This is a genomic window from Mesorhizobium sp. M0491 (assembly GCF_040321265.1).
In the GTDB taxonomy this organism is placed as follows: domain Bacteria; phylum Pseudomonadota; class Alphaproteobacteria; order Rhizobiales; family Rhizobiaceae; genus Mesorhizobium.
Genome location: NZ_JAMYRE010000006.1, coordinates 1 through 13,656, shown reverse-complemented (window position 1 = coordinate 13,656; position 13,656 = coordinate 1). Strand labels below are relative to the sequence as shown.

Sequence of the window (13,656 nt, the reverse complement as noted above, 5' to 3'; positions counted from 1 at the left end):
CTCCTGGCCCTCAGCGATCCCATCGAGTGAGCTCGAAGGCTGCCCAGCGCAAGCCGGGTGGACAGAGCGTCATCACTGGACCGGGATTTCCCTCTCACGCCATACCCCTGTCGCCGCGGGGGCCTCAGCGATGTCAGCTACTGGGATGCGGCTACAGTCTGTTCGATGACCGACATGAGGCGCGAAGCAGACTTCCTCCCGGTCGGACGCAATAGCGCTTCGTAGAATTACGGTGACAGTGTAAATTACGGCGGCAGTGCACTTTTTACCCTGTCAGTTGTCGCCTTACCCCCCGGCCAGCCTCGGCAGCAAAAAAATCTCCGCCCCCTCCGGCAGCTTCTTCGACCACGTATCGCGATAGATCGTCCCGTCGATCGCAACCGCGATGCCTTTCTCGATCCAGGGCTCGAGGCCGGGATACTGTTCAGCCAGCTTCCTGAACAGCTCCCTTATGTCCTTGGCCTCGATCTCGACCTTGCTGTTGCCTCCGGCGGTCGCGGCGAGCGAGCCCCAGAGCGTTACTTCGACCATTCGCGAGACCCCTATTCGGGATGGAGCATGATGTTATCCGAAAACCGCTTCGCACTTTTCGGCATCATGCTCTAGCCGCCTCGATCGCCGCCAGGATGCGCGGCGGCGACATCGGGATGTGCGTCATGCGCACGCCCGCGGCGTTCGACACCGCATTGGCGATGGCCGCCAGCGGCGGCACGATCGACGTCTCGCCGACGCCGCGCACCCCGTAGGGGTGGTTGGGGTTGGGGATTTCGAGGATCTGCGTGTCGATCATCGGTAGGTCCGAGCAGACCGGGATGCGGTAGTCGAGGAAGCCGGCGTTCTGCAGCCGCCCGTCCTTGCCGTAGATATACTCCTCGTTGAGCGCCCAGCCGATGCCTTGCGCCGCACCGCCCTGGTACTGTCCCTCGACATAGGTCGGGTGCACCGCCTTGCCGGCGTCCTGCACGACCGTGTAGCGAATGACCCTGGCGGCGCCGGTCTCGGGATCGACCTCGATATCGCAGATATGGGTGGCGAAGGAGACGCCGGCGCCATCGGCGACGAGCTCGCTGTGGCCGGCGATCGGTCCGCCGGTCTTGCCCGATTCGACCGCGATCTCCTTCAGCGACAGCTTGCCGAGATTGCCGTGCTTCTCGCCCTTGGCGATCGCGTGGCCCTTTTCCCAGACCACGTCGTCGACGGCAATGTCCCACATCTGCGCGGCGCGTTCGCGCAGGATCTTGATCGCATTGCGGGCGGCCGAGATCGTCGCCATGGAGGACGAGAAGGTGCCGCGGCTGCCGTCCGTCATGTCGTTGTAGCCGAGGCTGGAAGTGTCGGCGACGATCGCCTTGACCTGGGAATAGTCGATGCCGAGTTCCTCCGCCGCCACCAGCGACAGCGATGCGCGCGAACCACCGACATCGACCGTGCCGACGGCCAGCGAGACCGAGCCGTCCATGCCGATGTTGAGGTCGGTGCAGGTCTGGCCGCCGAAATTGAACCAGAAGCCGCAAGCCATGCCGCGGCCCTGGTTCGGGCCGAGCGGCGCCTTCATGTGCGGATGGCTCTTCACCGCCTCGAGCGTCGGGCCGATGCCGATCGGGCCGTAGACCGGGCCGTAGGAGGATCTTGTGCCTTCCTGCGCGGCGTTTTTGATGCGGAAGTCGACCGGGTCCATGCCGATCTTCTTGGCCAGCTCGTCGACCGCGCTTTCCACCGCGAACGCCGCCATCGGCGCCGAAGGCGCGCGATAGGCCGCGGTCTTCGGCCGGTTGACCAGCACTTCGTAGCCCACCGTCTTGACGTTATCGAGCTTGTAGCAGGCGAACGCGGTCATGGCGCCGATCTCGGCCCAGGAGCCGGCATACGGGCCGCAGCTGTAGCGCAGCGTCGCTTCGGCGGCGGTGATCGTGCCGTCCTTGCGGGCGCCGATCTTCACGTCGATCGAGGTGGCGCTGGTCGGGCCCGAGGCGCGGAACACCTCGTCGCGGGTCATCACCAGCTTCACCGGCCGGCCGGCCTTGCGCGACAGCGCCAGCGCCACCGGCTCAGCCCAGACATGGGTCTTGCCGCCAAAACCGCCGCCGATCTCCGAGGAGGTGACGCGCAGTTTCGAGGCTTCCATGCCGAGCAGCTGGGCGCAATGCTGGCGGTAGACGAAATGGCCCTGCGTGCAGACCCAGAGGTCGGCGGTGCCGTCGGAACTGAAATTCGCCACGCAGGCATGCGGCTCGATATAGCCCTGGTGCGTCTGCTCGGTCTTGAAGGAGCGCTCGACGATGAAGTCGGCGTGGCCGAAACCCTGATGGACATCGCCATGGCCAAACTGGCTGCGCTTGGTGACGTTGGAGGGTTTTACCGGCTTCTCCTCGAGACCCTCGGTGAAGATGGCATCATTGATCAAGGGCGCCGTGTGCTTCGCCGCCTCGTCGACATCGGTGACATGCGGCAGCAGCTCGTATTCGATCTCGATGAGCTTCAGCGCCTGCCTGGCGGTGCGGGCGTCGATCGCAGCGACCGCGGCCACCGCGTGGCCGTCATAGAGCGCTTTCGTGCGCGCCATGCAATTGTCGAGGACGTCGTACATGGCGGCATCGCCATCGGTGAGATCGGGCAGGTCGGCCGCGGTGATCACCGCCTTGACGCCGGCGAGCTTTTCCGCCTTCGAAATGTCGATCTTGGCGATCCTGGCGTGGGCGTGCGGGCTTCTGAGAACACGCCCGATCAGCTGGCCGGCCATGTTGAAGTCGGCGCCATAGCGCGCGCGGCCCGTCACCTTGTCGATGCCGTCGGGACGGATCGGACGCGTGCCGACGGATGTGAATTTACGTCCGGAAAAACGTGGATCGAAATTCATCTCAGGCTCCCTTCATCACGATGGCCGCGTCCTGGACGGCGCGCACGATCTTGTCGTAGCCGGTGCAGCGGCAGAGGTTCCCGGCGAGGCCGAAGCGGATTTCTTCCTCGGTCGGGTCGGGGTTCTTGGCCAGGAGGTCTTTGGCCGCGATCAGGAAGCCCGGCGTGCAGATGCCGCATTGCAGCGCCGCATGCTCGAGGAACTTCTGCTGCAGCGGGTGCAGCGTATCGCCATGGGCCATGCCCTCGATGGTCTCGACGCGGCGGCCTTCAGCCTCGGCGCCTAACACCAGGCATGAACACACCAGCCGGTCGTCGAGGATGATGCTGCAGGCGCCGCAGTCGCCGGTGCCGCAGCCTTCCTTGGCGCCCGTCAGCCCCAGCCGATCGCGCAGGACGTCGAGCAGCGTCTCGTCGGGCTGGCAAAGATATTCGACAGCGTCGCCGTTGATTGTCGTTGAAACTGCTACACCAGCCATCATTTGCCTCCCGCACGTGCATAGGCGGTCGTTGCGGCCCGCTTGGCCAGCACGCCCGCAACTTTCCTCCGGAATTCAATAGTGCCGCGCTTGTCGTCGATGGGCCGACAGGCCCCCGCGCAGACCTTGGCGAGCCGCTCCAGCGTCGCCTCGTCCAGCTTGGAGCCGATGAGCACCTCCGCCGCCTCTTCGACCAGAAGCACCGTCGCCGCCACGGCGCCCAGCGCCACGCGGGCCGATTTGACCACACCGTGCTCATCGAGCGTCAGGTTCACGCCGGCGCTGACCACCGCGATGTCCATTTCGGTGCGTGGAATGAAACGCAGATAGGCATCGCCCGAGCGTGGCGCGCGCTTGTCGAGCAGGATCGCCTCGATGATCTCGCCTTTGGCGAGTGACGTCTTGCCCGGCGCGGTCGGCACGCTCTGCACGGGGATCGTGCGCCGGCCCGCCGGCCCGACGACCACTGCCTTGGCGCCGGCGGCAACCAGCGCCGGCACGCTGTCGGCGGCCGGCGATGCGTTGCAGAGATTGCCCACGATGGTGCAGCGTCCCTGCACCTGCTTCGAGCCGATCAGCTTGGCCGCCTCGACGACACCGGGCCATGCCTTCTTGAGGGCGGTGTTCTCTCCCAGGACGGCGCAGGGAACCGCGGCACCTATGCTGAAGCCTTCAGCCGTTTCCCGGATCTCGCTCAAGCCATCGATCGCCTTGATGTCGACGATCAGCTCTGGTTCGGCAAAGCCGCCCTTCATTCTGACCAGGAGGTCGCTGCCTCCCGCAAGAATGGCGGCCGTGCCAGCCGACCCGGCCAACTGGCCAACGGCATCTTCTATTGAAAGCGGACGTATGTAGCGCATCGTCTCCCCTTGGTCATCGCGATTTCAGCGACCGTTATAAACAGTCTCCTCATAATGGCTATCCGGTTCCTCATCTGCGGCGATTAGGCCAGGCGCCGCAATATCCAGTCCAACAGACCGAAAGTGGCGCACTGAATGGCAGCAACCGGCTTTGAGACGAGTTTCGTGAAACTTCGGTTGTGGATCAAGTGCGCTCATTCGCTTTTGTCCGCCATTGGACCCGGAACGGCCTTTAGGCCGGGCAGAGCCGCTGCCTGGCCGCCCCGGCTGAAGCCCCTGTGTTCGGCAGCCGCCCGAAACGCCTGCGGCGGCTGGCCAAGGGTACGCAGGAAGGCGCGCCGCATGCGTCCGGGATCGCCAAAACCGGCGGTTTCGGCGATCCGCTCAAGCGGGAGATGGCTGGTCTCGATCGCCGTGCGGGCCGTCTCAAGGCGCATGCGCTCTACGGCTTTTGCCGGCGTGACGCCGGTCTCGGCGGTGAAGGCGCGGGCGAAGTTGCGGGGACTCATGGCCGCGTGATCGGCCAGGCATTCGACGGTCAGCGGTTCGGCCAGGTTTGCCCGCACCCATTCGATCAGCGCGGCAAAGCGCCCGGTTCGCCCGCCCAGCTCGACGAAGGCCGAGAATTGCGACTGGCCGCCCGGCCGGCGCTGGTGCACGACGATCTGCTGCGCGGTGCGGCGCGCCACCTCAGCGCCAAGGTCATCTTCGACGAGGGCGAGCGCCAGGTCTATTCCGGCCGAGATGCCGGCCGACGTCCAGATGTCGCCATCCCTGATGAAAATACGCTCGGCATCCAGCCTGACCTTCGGGTAGCGGCGGTGGAAGTCGTCGCTGCTGGCCCAGTGCGTGGTCGCGCGGCGGCCGTCGAGCAATCCCGCCTTTGCCAGCAGGTACGCGCCCGTGCAGACGCTGCTGATGCGCCGCGCCGAGACGCGCCTCAACCAGGCGACGATCTCGTCCATCGCCTCCATGGAGCGGATGATTTCGCCGCCCGATACGATAACGGTGTCGAAAGGGCCGTCGCGCAGAGGCCTGGTGAGGAGCTTCAGACCCGAAGAGCTTTCAACGTCGCCGCCGCCGGGCGCCAGCAAAACCAGCTCATAGTTGTCCGGGCGGCAGCGCTCCGCAATCTCGAAGACTGTAGTCGGCCCGGCCGCATCCAGAAGCTGGAAACCGGGGTGAACGACGACGGCAACTTGCCTGCGCATGGCAGTATTCGCCCGATTTATGTCATTTCGGACGAAACGTAACGCCGATACCCTCGTCGTCAAGCCATCTGGAGATCGGACCCCATGAGTTGGCGACTTGCGTTGTGGAGCAGTGCCGGTGCCGCCGGCCTTGTCGTGGCGGAGCACGGATTGCTACGCCAACTGGCCCACAGGGCGCTTGCTAGCGCCAGCCACGGTGCCCGCACGGCCGACTTCGTCGCCATGCAACTCGAATATCCCGGGTCGGGCGCATCGCGGTGACGATGCCGTGCTGAAGCGACGGCGGGTGTGTGGCCGTCTTCCGAGCACCGATTTTTCACAGCAAGGGAGTGACTGATGAAAGCATTGATCGCCGGGGCCGGCATCGGCGGCCTCACCACTGCTCTGTTCCTGCATGAGGCAGGCATCGAGGTCGAACTGTTCGAGCGGGCCGACGACATCCGCGAACTTGGCGTCGGCATCAACATGCTCCCGCACGCTGTCAAGGAGTTGGCCGGGCTTGGGCTGATGCCGGCGCTCGACGCGGAGGGGGTGAGGACACGCGAGCTTGTCTACACCAACCGCTTCGGCCAGATCGTATGGCAGGAATTGCGCGGCATCGATGCCGGCTATGAGGTTCCGCAAATCAGCATTCATCGCGGCAGACTGCTGGGGCTGATCCACAGGGCCGTGGTGAACAGGCTTGGCGGCGACATCATCAATACGGCAAGCCTTGTCGATGCCTTCGAGCAGAGCGAAGGCGGGGTCGTGGCGCATTTCCGCAGGCATGACGGCTCGCGAGGCGAGGCGCATGGCGACCTGCTCATAGGCGCTGACGGGGTCCATTCCGCCGTCCGGGCCGTGCTCTATCCCGAAGAAGGGCGGCCGATCTGGAACGGCACGATGCTGTGGCGCGGCGCCACGCCATGGCCGGTCTGGCGCGACGGGCGCACCATGGCGGTTGCCGGCGGCAATTTCGCCAAGTTCGTGTATTATCCGATCGAACCGGATCGCGAAGAGCCGGAGACCAGGCTGACAAACTGGGCGGTGATGGCCAATACCGGTGATAGCGGCACATCACCGCTGCGTCCCGGCGACTGGAGCCGCCCGGGCGTGATCGACGATGTGCTGCCCTTCGTGCGCGACCGGTTTCAGCTTGATTTTGTCGACCCTGCCTCGATCATCCAGGCAACGGATGGCTTCTACGAATATCCGAACTGCGACCGCGACCCGCTGCCGCGATGGTCGTTCGGGCGGGTGACGCTGCTCGGCGATGCGGCGCATCCCATGTATCCGGTCGGGTCGAACGGAGCCAGCCAGGCAATACTCGACGCCGGCTGCCTCGCGATGCATCTGGCCGCGGGACCAACCGTCGAAGCCGCGCTCGCGCGATATGATGGGGAGCGGCGGCCGGCCACATCGGCCATCGTGCTGGCCAATCGGCAAGGCGGGCCGGAAGCGGTCATAGACTTGGTCGAGGCCCGGGCGCCGCATGGCTTTGATGACATCGACGCCGTCGCTTCGCGCGAAGAACGCAAGAGCGTGGTACGCGGCTATGCGTCCCTGGCCGGGTTTGCAAAACCGAATTGACCGGGAGCGGGCGTTTTTGCGCCCTAGAGATCGGCCTCGGCGAAGATGCGCGAGGCCCAGTCGAGGAAGACGCGCAGGCGTGGCGAGAGCTGACGGTTCTGCGGGTAGAGCGCCGACAGCGGCGTTGGCGAGGGCGGATAGTCGGCCAGCACCTCGACGAGTGTCCCATCCGCCAGATCCTTTTCGAAGCGATAGCGCGGCGCCTGGATGAGGCCGAGGCCAAGCCGCGCCAGGTCGGCGGCGGTGTCGGAATTGTTGGCGGCGACGCGGCCGGGCAGCCGCACCTCACGGATATTGCCGGCGACGGTGAATTCGAACGGAAGGGTCTCGCCAGTGCGCGACGAAACAAAGCCCACCGCCTGGTGACCGTCGAGCGCATCGGGGGAGGCGGGCGTGCCGTGGCGTTCGAGATAGCCAGGGCTGGCGCAGGTGATCTCGCGGATGACAGCCAGCCGCCGCATGATCATGCCGCTGTCGGGTAGCTCGCCGACGCGGATGACACAGTCGACGCCTTCACGCACGAGATCGACCAGCCGGTCGCTTTGGCCGATCTGCAGGTCGATTCTGGCATAGCGGTCGAGGAACTCCGGCAGGCGCGGCAACAGGAATGTGCGGGTGAGCAGCGTGCTGGCATCGATGCGCAGCAGGCCGAAAGGCTCGGCATTGCGAAAGGCGGCCTCCGCATCCTCGATTTCGGCCAGGATCGACAGGCAGCGCCGATAGTAGGCTTCGCCGTCCTGGGTGGCGTTCACCTGCCGCGTCGTTCGTTCCAGAAGCCGCGCGCCGAGATGCTCTTCCAGTCGCCGGATGGCTTCCGTCGCCGTTGAACGCGGCAGGCCGAGATCGGCTGCGGCAGCGGTGAAGCTGCGCCGCTCCAGAACGCGAACGAAGAGCCGCATCGTGTCCAGTCGATCCATGGCCTTTGTTCGCAGTTTCCGAATAGTGATGTCAATAGGTGGCTGATTATCCGGAAAGCGGGCCGGCCTATATCCGTGTCACCAACACGGAGAGACTTCCATGACATCCAATCAAACAGATACGGGTGGCCAAACCAGAACCGCGATCGTGACCGGCGCCTCCAAAGGCATCGGCGCCGCCATCGCACAGCGGCTCGCCCGCGACGGCGTCGCCGTCGTCGTCAACTATGCACGGGGCCGCGCCGAGGCCGAAGAGCTTGTGCGCAGCATCGAAGCCGGCGGCGGCAAGGCGATCGCCGTTCAGGCCGATATCGCCGATCCGAATGGGATCCCGGCGCTGTTCGACGCCGGCGAGAAGGCGTTCGGCGGCATCGACATCCTCGTCAACAATGCCGGCGTCATGAAGACGTCGCCGATGGCGCAGACCGACGATGCTTCGTTCGACACGCAGATCGCGATCAATCTCGGCGGCGTGTTCCGCGGCATGCGGGAAGGCGCGCGCCGGCTTCGCGACGGCGGCCGCATCGTCAACTTCTCCAGCAGCGTCGTTGGCCTCTACCAGCCGGGCTATGGCGTCTATGCCGCCACCAAGGCCGGCGTCGAGGCGATGACCCACATCCTGGCCAAGGAGCTTGGCGCGCGCCGTGTCACCGTCAACGCGGTGGCGCCCGGACCGATCGAAACCGCGCTGTTCACGGACGGCAAGAGCGAGGCGCAGATCGAGGCCATCGGCAAGATGGTCCCGCTCGGCCGGCTTGGCCAGCCCGACGACATTGCCGGGCTGGTCTCGTTCCTGGCCGGTCCGGACAGCTTCTGGGTCAACGGACAAATCATACGAGCCAATGGCGGCGTGGTCTGAGGCAACCATGCCGGCTTGGCTCTCCCGACTGCCTGAATCCCGCACTCGAAAAAATTAAGGAAACATCATGCCATTCGCCAACATCAAGTTACCGCAAGCGGCGCTCTCCAGGGCGCAGAAGGAAGACCTCATCCATCGAACGACAGCCATGTTCGTCGACTTTTTCGGCGAGGGTGCGCGCCCCTTCACGATGGTGCTGGTGGAGGAGGTTGCCGACGGCGGCTATGGCCGGGCCGACGAAGTGTTCGTCGTGCCGGACGCTTATCGTACGAAGGAGTAGCGCAAAGGCCAGCGACAACTCTGGCAAAACGGGGACCTGAATCCAGATTCTTCAAGATTTGCGCCAGCACCCCCACCCGGACCTTCGGTCCGACCTCCCCACAAGGGGGAGGTAGGGAGCCCAGCTTTTCCGCATTTCCAAAAAAAGGCAGGCGGGCAGGGCGCCTTCCTCACCCTCCCCCTTGTGGGGAGGGTCGATGCGAAGCAGCGGGGTGGGGGGTCTGCGCGGCGCTGCAGCGCTTGGGTTTGCAAGCGTAGACCTCCGCTTCAATCGCCCTTCGTCGCACCAATCCAGTCAGCCGCCATTTCGGCAAACAGCCAGTCGCGGAACGCCCTGATCTTCTTCTGACGCAGCGCGCCGTCGCGGTAGACGACGTAGTAGCGCGAGGCGGATTTCAGCGCGCGGTCGAAGGGACGAACCAGCCGCCCGGCGGCGAGGTCGGCCGAGACCAGCGCGCTTCGGCCCAGCAGCACGCCTTCGCCATGCACCGCGGCCTCGACGGCGAAGGTGGCGGAATCGAAGCGCACGCCGCGCTTCGGATCGACATCTGCCACGCCGGCATGTTGCAGCCATGTCGCCCAGTCGATGCGAAAGGCATCATGGATCAATTTGTGATGCCTGAGATCCGCCGGCAAGCGCAGCGGATGTTCGCCTTGCAGCAGTTCCGGGCTGCAGACGGGGAAGACCTCTTCATCGGCGAGAAATTCCGCTGTCACTCCGGCATAGCCGCCCTTGCCGTAGCGGATGGCGATGTCGATGCCGTCGCTGACGAAATCGGAAAGCACGCCCGAGGTCGACAGCCGCACGTCGATATCGGCGTTGGCGCGGTGGAAACGATGCAGCCTCGGCACCAGCCAGCGGCCGGCAAAACCGTCCGATGTGCTGACATTCAGGATGCCTGTCGTGCGGTCGGGCGTGGCGGCGATGGTGGCGGCGGCGATTTGGTCCAGCGCCGTCCTGACTTCCGATGCATAGGCCGCGCCCACCGGCGTCAGGCGCACGGACCTCGTCCCCCGATCGAAAAGCTGGATGCCCAGCCTGTCCTCAATGTTGCGGATGGCGCGGCTGACCGCACCATGGGTGACGTTGAGTTCGCCCGCAGCCTTGGAGAAACTCAGATGCCTGGCGGCGGCCTCGAAGGCGGGCAGGGCAGTGAGCGGCGGCAGTCTGCGCGGCATGGTCCACCTGTGAGCGTTGCTCACAAATCCTGCACAAAGAGTCGTTTGTCGTCCAGCCCGGAAATGTCCAGTCTACTGACGTAGCAGCGCATCCAGATCGGTTTTTCCATCTCACCGCTGCGCTGAACGACCAGAACAGTGTGAGCAATCGTCATGCTCGTCCTCCGCGGACGGCTTTGGCACGCTTGCGCCCCGGGTAAAATACAGGAGACGAACAATGAACCCGACCTTCGAATCCATCGGCGCCGCGATGAGCGGTCTTGCACTCAGAACCGCTGCAGTCGTCGAGCGCCGGCGCATGCTGCGCCGAGTTTCACGCTTCTCGAACCATCGCTTGCACGACATCGGCTTCGAGCGCGACTGGGACGGTTCCATCCTGCGCAATGGGAGGGCGATATGACCAGCACCCTGATCATCGGCGCGACGGGGCTGCTGGGTGGCGAGATGGCGAAGGCCAGCGCAGGCAATGGCGATCGCCTGCACGTTCTGGTTCGTCCGACAACAGCCGGTAATGAAGAACGGCTGCATTCGCTGAAGGAGCTCGGCGCCAAAATCCATGTCGGCGATCTCGACGACTATGGCAGCCTTGTCCGCGCCGCCGGTGCGGTGGATCGAGTCATCAGCTCGGTGCATGTGGATTCGGCCAGCGAGATGACGTTGGTGCGGGCGCTCAGGGATGCCGGCGTCTCCCGCTATGTACCTTCCGCCGGCTTCGGCCTCGACTTTGCCGCCGCTGCACCGGGCTCGGTTCCGCCGCTCGACCTCAAGCGAGCCGTGTTCGACGCGATCAGGCAAGCGGATCTGCCCTATACGGTGATCTACACCAACGGCTTCTTCTCGACCTGGGTGACGACGCTGGGCGACCTGATGCGCTTCGGCTCGTCGCCCTTGCCGCCCGAAGAGGTGACGCTTTATGGCGACGGCCATGTGCCGGCGACGTTTGTCAGCGAGAAGGACATCGCCGCCGTCACCTTGCGCGCGTTGAACGACCCCAGTGCCATCCGCAGCGAGATCCGCATCGCCCAGAACGAGATCACCCAGCACGAAATGATCGATCTGTGGCGCCGGGTCAGCGGCCGCTCGCCGCGCATCGTGCCCCAGAGTGCGGCGGAGCTTGAGGCGATGATCGCATCAGCCCCCTGGCTCGGACTGCTGCGGGCGTTTTGGATACGCGGTGAGACGGCGCTCGAAACGGCCACGCCGGAAGCCGGCGCGCTCTATCCGGAGCTGACGTTCGAGACCATCGAGAGCGCCTTTGTGGCGATGGCGGGCACCGCTGGGCGGTAGTAGCAGAAGCGCGGCGTTGCAACTGCCGATCTCCCCCACTTGTGGCAGGGCTATCGCATATGGAATTCCTGAGATGTCTGCCCGGCACGGACCCCCACCCCTAACCCCTCCCCCAAAGGGGAAGGGAGACTTCCGTTGGCGCTGACCCAGAAGCATCGCCTGTCTTTTCGGCGCCAACAAGAATTAAAGGCACGCGGCAGCATTCCCTCTCCCTTGTGGGGAGGGTTAGGGTGGGGGTTCTTCTTCGCAAGAATCCGTATGCGATAGCCCTGCCCTTGTGGGGAGATTGGCCGTGTCACTCCTTCCGCTTCTCCACCTCGGCCTTCCTCAGCAGGAACCGCTGGATCTTGCCGCTCGGCGTCTTCGGCAACTCGCTGACGAACTCGACTTCGCGCGGATAGGCGTGGGCCGAGAGGCGCTTGCGGACATGCTGCGCCAGTTCCTCGGCCAGCGCCTCGCTGCCTCGAAAGGCGGGCGCCAGAACGACGAAGGCCTTGACGATTTCGGTGCGCTGCGGATCGGGCACGCCGACGACCGTTGCCTCGTTGACCGCCGGATGCTCGAGCAGCGCGCTTTCGACGTCGAACGGGCCGATGCGGTAGCCGGCCGAGGTGATGACGTCGTCGGCGCGGCCGATGAAGGAGATCGAACCGTCGGGCTCGAACTCGACCGTGTCGCCGGTGCGGTAATAGCCACCCGCTATGGCAGGGGTTTCGGCCTGATGATAGCCGCCGAACCAGCGCAGCGGCGAATTGGCGATGTCGATGGCGAGAATGCCGGGCTGGTTGGGGCCAAGCTCGTTGCCGGCCTCGTCGAGCACGACGACGCGGTAGCCCGGCATGGCAAAGCCGGCCGAGCCGTGGCGTACGGGGTGCGACAGGCCGTGATGGTTGTTGACCATCATGCCGTTCTCGGTCTGGCCGTAATGGTCGTGGATGGGGGCGGCGAGATGGGCGTCGAACCAGCGGATCACCTCCGGGTTAAGCGGCTCGCCGGCGCTGCTCACCACGCGCAGCCGGCCCTTGACGCGGGCGGCGGCCTCGGGTCCTTCGGCCAGCAGCAGGCGGAAGGCGGTGGGCGAGCCGGCAAGGCTGGTGACGCCGAGGCGCTCGATGATGTCGTAGGTGCTTTTGGCGGTGAAGGTGCCCTCGTTTAAGGTCGTGGCGATGCCAAGCAGCAGCGGGCCTGTTATGGCGTAATAGAGGCCGTAGGCCCAGCCGGGATCGGCGATGTTCCAGAAGACGTCGGCGGGCCGCAGCCCGATGGCATCGCGCATATAGGCGCCGAAGGCCAGCAGCGCGCTGAGCGGCACCGGAACGCCCTTGGGGAAACCTGTCGTGCCCGAGGTCGACATCATCATGAACAAATCGTCGCCCTTGCGCATCACCGGCTGGCAGTCAGGCGAGGCGGCGGCGAAGTCGGCGCGGAAATCGATGTCGCCGGCCGGCAGGGCTTCGCCTGGGGCAAGGATGGTTGCAACCCGAGGGCAATCCTCCACCTGGTCGAGTTTGCCGCGATTGGCAATGTTGGTGACGACGAGCTTCGCGCCGCTGGTCTTCAGCCGGTGGTCGATGGCCTTGGGGCCAAAGGCGGCGAACAGCGGCTGGTAGACCGCGCCGATACGCCAGGTGCCGAGGATGAGTGCCACCAGTTCGGGAATGCGCGGCAGCATGCCGGCGACGATGTCGCCGGAGCCGACACCAGCCGCTTTCAGCATGTTGCCGACGCGCGCCGACATCTCCTTGAGATCGTCGAAGCTGAACTCCCGCAGCTCGCCACCGACGGAGATGGCGCGCAGCGCCAGCCGGTTCTGGCCGGTATGGCGATCGCAGCATTCGATGCAGGCGTTGATGCCCGTCGCGGGATCGCCGTGAAGTCTTGCGATCTCATCGTCGATGCGAAAGTGAGCAACGGCATCGACATAGCGCGACAGCGCCGGTGTGTTGGTCATGGCAGTCCTCCCTGGCTGCGCCGCATCTCCCCATGCGGCGCTGTCGCGTGTGAACTTGCCCGAAATTGTGGGCGTGGTCGATGCGGCGAAAGTTGGTGGGTGGGAAGGTTGGCGCTTGAACACCCCCCTCTGCCCTGCCGGGCATCTCCCCCGCAAGGGGGAGATCGGCGCCTCAACGACATCCAATCTCCCCCCTTGCGGGGGAGATG

General features: G+C 65.2%; 15 protein-coding genes. 6 read left to right on the top strand and 9 right to left on the bottom strand.

The genetic code is table 11. The features are described from left to right. Positions 1-285: 285 nt before the first annotated feature. The 5 genes from NKI69_RS08975 to NKI69_RS08955 all read right to left on the bottom strand — a co-directional run bounded on the left by NKI69_RS08975 (position 286) and on the right by NKI69_RS08955 (position 5,406). The gene (locus NKI69_RS08975; RefSeq protein WP_127398960.1) at positions 286-531 is read right to left on the bottom strand and encodes a MoaD/ThiS family protein; all 246 of its coding nucleotides are present in this window, start codon (positions 529-531) and stop codon (positions 286-288) included. Positions 532-595: 64 nt separating this feature from the next. Next, entirely contained in the window at positions 596-2,857 is a 2,262-nt protein-coding gene (locus tag NKI69_RS08970; RefSeq protein ID WP_352721030.1) for a xanthine dehydrogenase family protein molybdopterin-binding subunit, read from the bottom strand. A 1-nt stretch (position 2,858) separates the two neighbouring features. Continuing rightward, complete coding sequence (locus tag NKI69_RS08965; protein ID WP_023813348.1) at positions 2,859-3,335, bottom strand: (2Fe-2S)-binding protein; 477 nt, start codon at positions 3,333-3,335, stop codon at positions 2,859-2,861. Beyond that, positions 3,335-4,195: an FAD binding domain-containing protein gene (locus NKI69_RS08960; protein ID WP_352721028.1), complete on the bottom strand. Its 861-nt coding sequence runs from the start codon at positions 4,193-4,195 to the stop codon at positions 3,335-3,337. Before NKI69_RS08960 ends, NKI69_RS08965 begins: the two co-directional genes overlap by 1 nt. A gap of 194 nt (positions 4,196-4,389) precedes the next feature. Beyond that, positions 4,390-5,406, bottom strand: a complete 1,017-nt coding sequence (locus NKI69_RS08955; RefSeq protein ID WP_352721026.1) for a GlxA family transcriptional regulator — start codon at positions 5,404-5,406, stop codon at positions 4,390-4,392. Positions 5,407-5,490: 84 nt separating this feature from the next. Between NKI69_RS08955 and NKI69_RS08950 the strand changes: the two genes are divergently transcribed. Beyond that, positions 5,491-5,667 carry a hypothetical protein gene (locus NKI69_RS08950; protein ID WP_023813351.1) on the top strand — a complete coding sequence of 59 codons (177 nt, stop codon included), beginning with the start codon at positions 5,491-5,493 and terminating at the stop codon, positions 5,665-5,667. 75 nt (positions 5,668-5,742) lie between these two features. Beyond that, a complete protein-coding gene (locus NKI69_RS08945) occupies positions 5,743-6,975 on the top strand; it encodes a flavin-dependent oxidoreductase (protein ID WP_352721024.1) in 1,233 nt (410 codons plus the stop codon). A gap of 23 nt (positions 6,976-6,998) precedes the next feature. Here the strand turns inward: NKI69_RS08945 and NKI69_RS08940 are convergent, their stop codons facing one another. Next, a complete protein-coding gene (locus tag NKI69_RS08940) occupies positions 6,999-7,892 on the bottom strand; it encodes a LysR family transcriptional regulator (protein WP_352441830.1) in 894 nt (297 codons plus the stop codon). 100 nt (positions 7,893-7,992) lie between these two features. Here NKI69_RS08940 and NKI69_RS08935 point away from each other — a divergent pair, with 100 nt between their 5' ends. Beyond that, entirely contained in the window at positions 7,993-8,751 is a 759-nt protein-coding gene (locus NKI69_RS08935) for an SDR family oxidoreductase (RefSeq protein WP_352721022.1), read from the top strand. A gap of 67 nt (positions 8,752-8,818) precedes the next feature. After that, positions 8,819-9,031 (top strand): tautomerase family protein, encoded by a 213-nt coding sequence (locus NKI69_RS08930; protein ID WP_352721020.1) that lies wholly within the window; start codon positions 8,819-8,821, stop codon positions 9,029-9,031. A 266-nt stretch (positions 9,032-9,297) separates the two neighbouring features. Here the strand turns inward: NKI69_RS08930 and NKI69_RS08925 are convergent, their stop codons facing one another. Both NKI69_RS08925 and NKI69_RS08920 read right to left on the bottom strand, forming a co-directional pair. Beyond that, complete coding sequence (locus NKI69_RS08925; RefSeq protein WP_352721018.1) at positions 9,298-10,209, bottom strand: transcriptional regulator GcvA; 912 nt, start codon at positions 10,207-10,209, stop codon at positions 9,298-9,300. A 20-nt stretch (positions 10,210-10,229) separates the two neighbouring features. After that, positions 10,230-10,364, bottom strand: coding sequence for a hypothetical protein (locus tag NKI69_RS08920; RefSeq protein ID WP_352721016.1), 135 nt, complete (start codon positions 10,362-10,364; stop codon positions 10,230-10,232). Positions 10,365-10,426: 62 nt separating this feature from the next. Here NKI69_RS08920 and NKI69_RS08915 point away from each other — a divergent pair, with 62 nt between their 5' ends. Both NKI69_RS08915 and NKI69_RS08910 read left to right on the top strand, forming a co-directional pair. Beyond that, complete coding sequence (locus NKI69_RS08915) at positions 10,427-10,609, top strand: YjiS-like domain-containing protein (RefSeq protein WP_352556332.1); 183 nt, start codon at positions 10,427-10,429, stop codon at positions 10,607-10,609. Further along, entirely contained in the window at positions 10,606-11,496 is an 891-nt protein-coding gene (locus tag NKI69_RS08910; protein ID WP_352721014.1) for an NmrA family NAD(P)-binding protein, read from the top strand. Before NKI69_RS08915 ends, NKI69_RS08910 begins: the two co-directional genes overlap by 4 nt. 295 nt (positions 11,497-11,791) lie before the next feature. Here the strand turns inward: NKI69_RS08910 and NKI69_RS08905 are convergent, their stop codons facing one another. Further along, entirely contained in the window at positions 11,792-13,447 is a 1,656-nt protein-coding gene (locus NKI69_RS08905) for an acyl-CoA synthetase (protein WP_352721012.1), read from the bottom strand. Positions 13,448-13,656 lie beyond the last annotated feature (209 nt).

Coding starts and splice junctions, on each gene's coding strand:
- NKI69_RS08910 (WP_352721014.1), top strand. CDS start 10,606: ATGACCAGCACCCTGATCATCGGCGCGACGGGGCTGCTGGGTGGCGAG.
- NKI69_RS08920 (WP_352721016.1), bottom strand. CDS start 10,364: ATGACGATTGCTCACACTGTTCTGGTCGTTCAGCGCAGCGGTGAGATG.
- NKI69_RS08930 (WP_352721020.1), top strand. CDS start 8,819: ATGCCATTCGCCAACATCAAGTTACCGCAAGCGGCGCTCTCCAGGGCG.
- NKI69_RS08950 (WP_023813351.1), top strand. CDS start 5,491: ATGAGTTGGCGACTTGCGTTGTGGAGCAGTGCCGGTGCCGCCGGCCTT.
- NKI69_RS08925 (WP_352721018.1), bottom strand. CDS start 10,209: ATGCCGCGCAGACTGCCGCCGCTCACTGCCCTGCCCGCCTTCGAGGCC.
- NKI69_RS08960 (WP_352721028.1), bottom strand. CDS start 4,195: ATGCGCTACATACGTCCGCTTTCAATAGAAGATGCCGTTGGCCAGTTG.
- NKI69_RS08955 (WP_352721026.1), bottom strand. CDS start 5,406: ATGCGCAGGCAAGTTGCCGTCGTCGTTCACCCCGGTTTCCAGCTTCTG.
- NKI69_RS08965 (WP_023813348.1), bottom strand. CDS start 3,335: ATGGCTGGTGTAGCAGTTTCAACGACAATCAACGGCGACGCTGTCGAA.
- NKI69_RS08940 (WP_352441830.1), bottom strand. CDS start 7,892: ATGGATCGACTGGACACGATGCGGCTCTTCGTTCGCGTTCTGGAGCGG.
- NKI69_RS08970 (WP_352721030.1), bottom strand. CDS start 2,857: ATGAATTTCGATCCACGTTTTTCCGGACGTAAATTCACATCCGTCGGC.
- NKI69_RS08935 (WP_352721022.1), top strand. CDS start 7,993: ATGACATCCAATCAAACAGATACGGGTGGCCAAACCAGAACCGCGATC.
- NKI69_RS08915 (WP_352556332.1), top strand. CDS start 10,427: ATGAACCCGACCTTCGAATCCATCGGCGCCGCGATGAGCGGTCTTGCA.
- NKI69_RS08975 (WP_127398960.1), bottom strand. CDS start 531: ATGGTCGAAGTAACGCTCTGGGGCTCGCTCGCCGCGACCGCCGGAGGC.
- NKI69_RS08905 (WP_352721012.1), bottom strand. CDS start 13,447: ATGACCAACACACCGGCGCTGTCGCGCTATGTCGATGCCGTTGCTCAC.
- NKI69_RS08945 (WP_352721024.1), top strand. CDS start 5,743: ATGAAAGCATTGATCGCCGGGGCCGGCATCGGCGGCCTCACCACTGCT.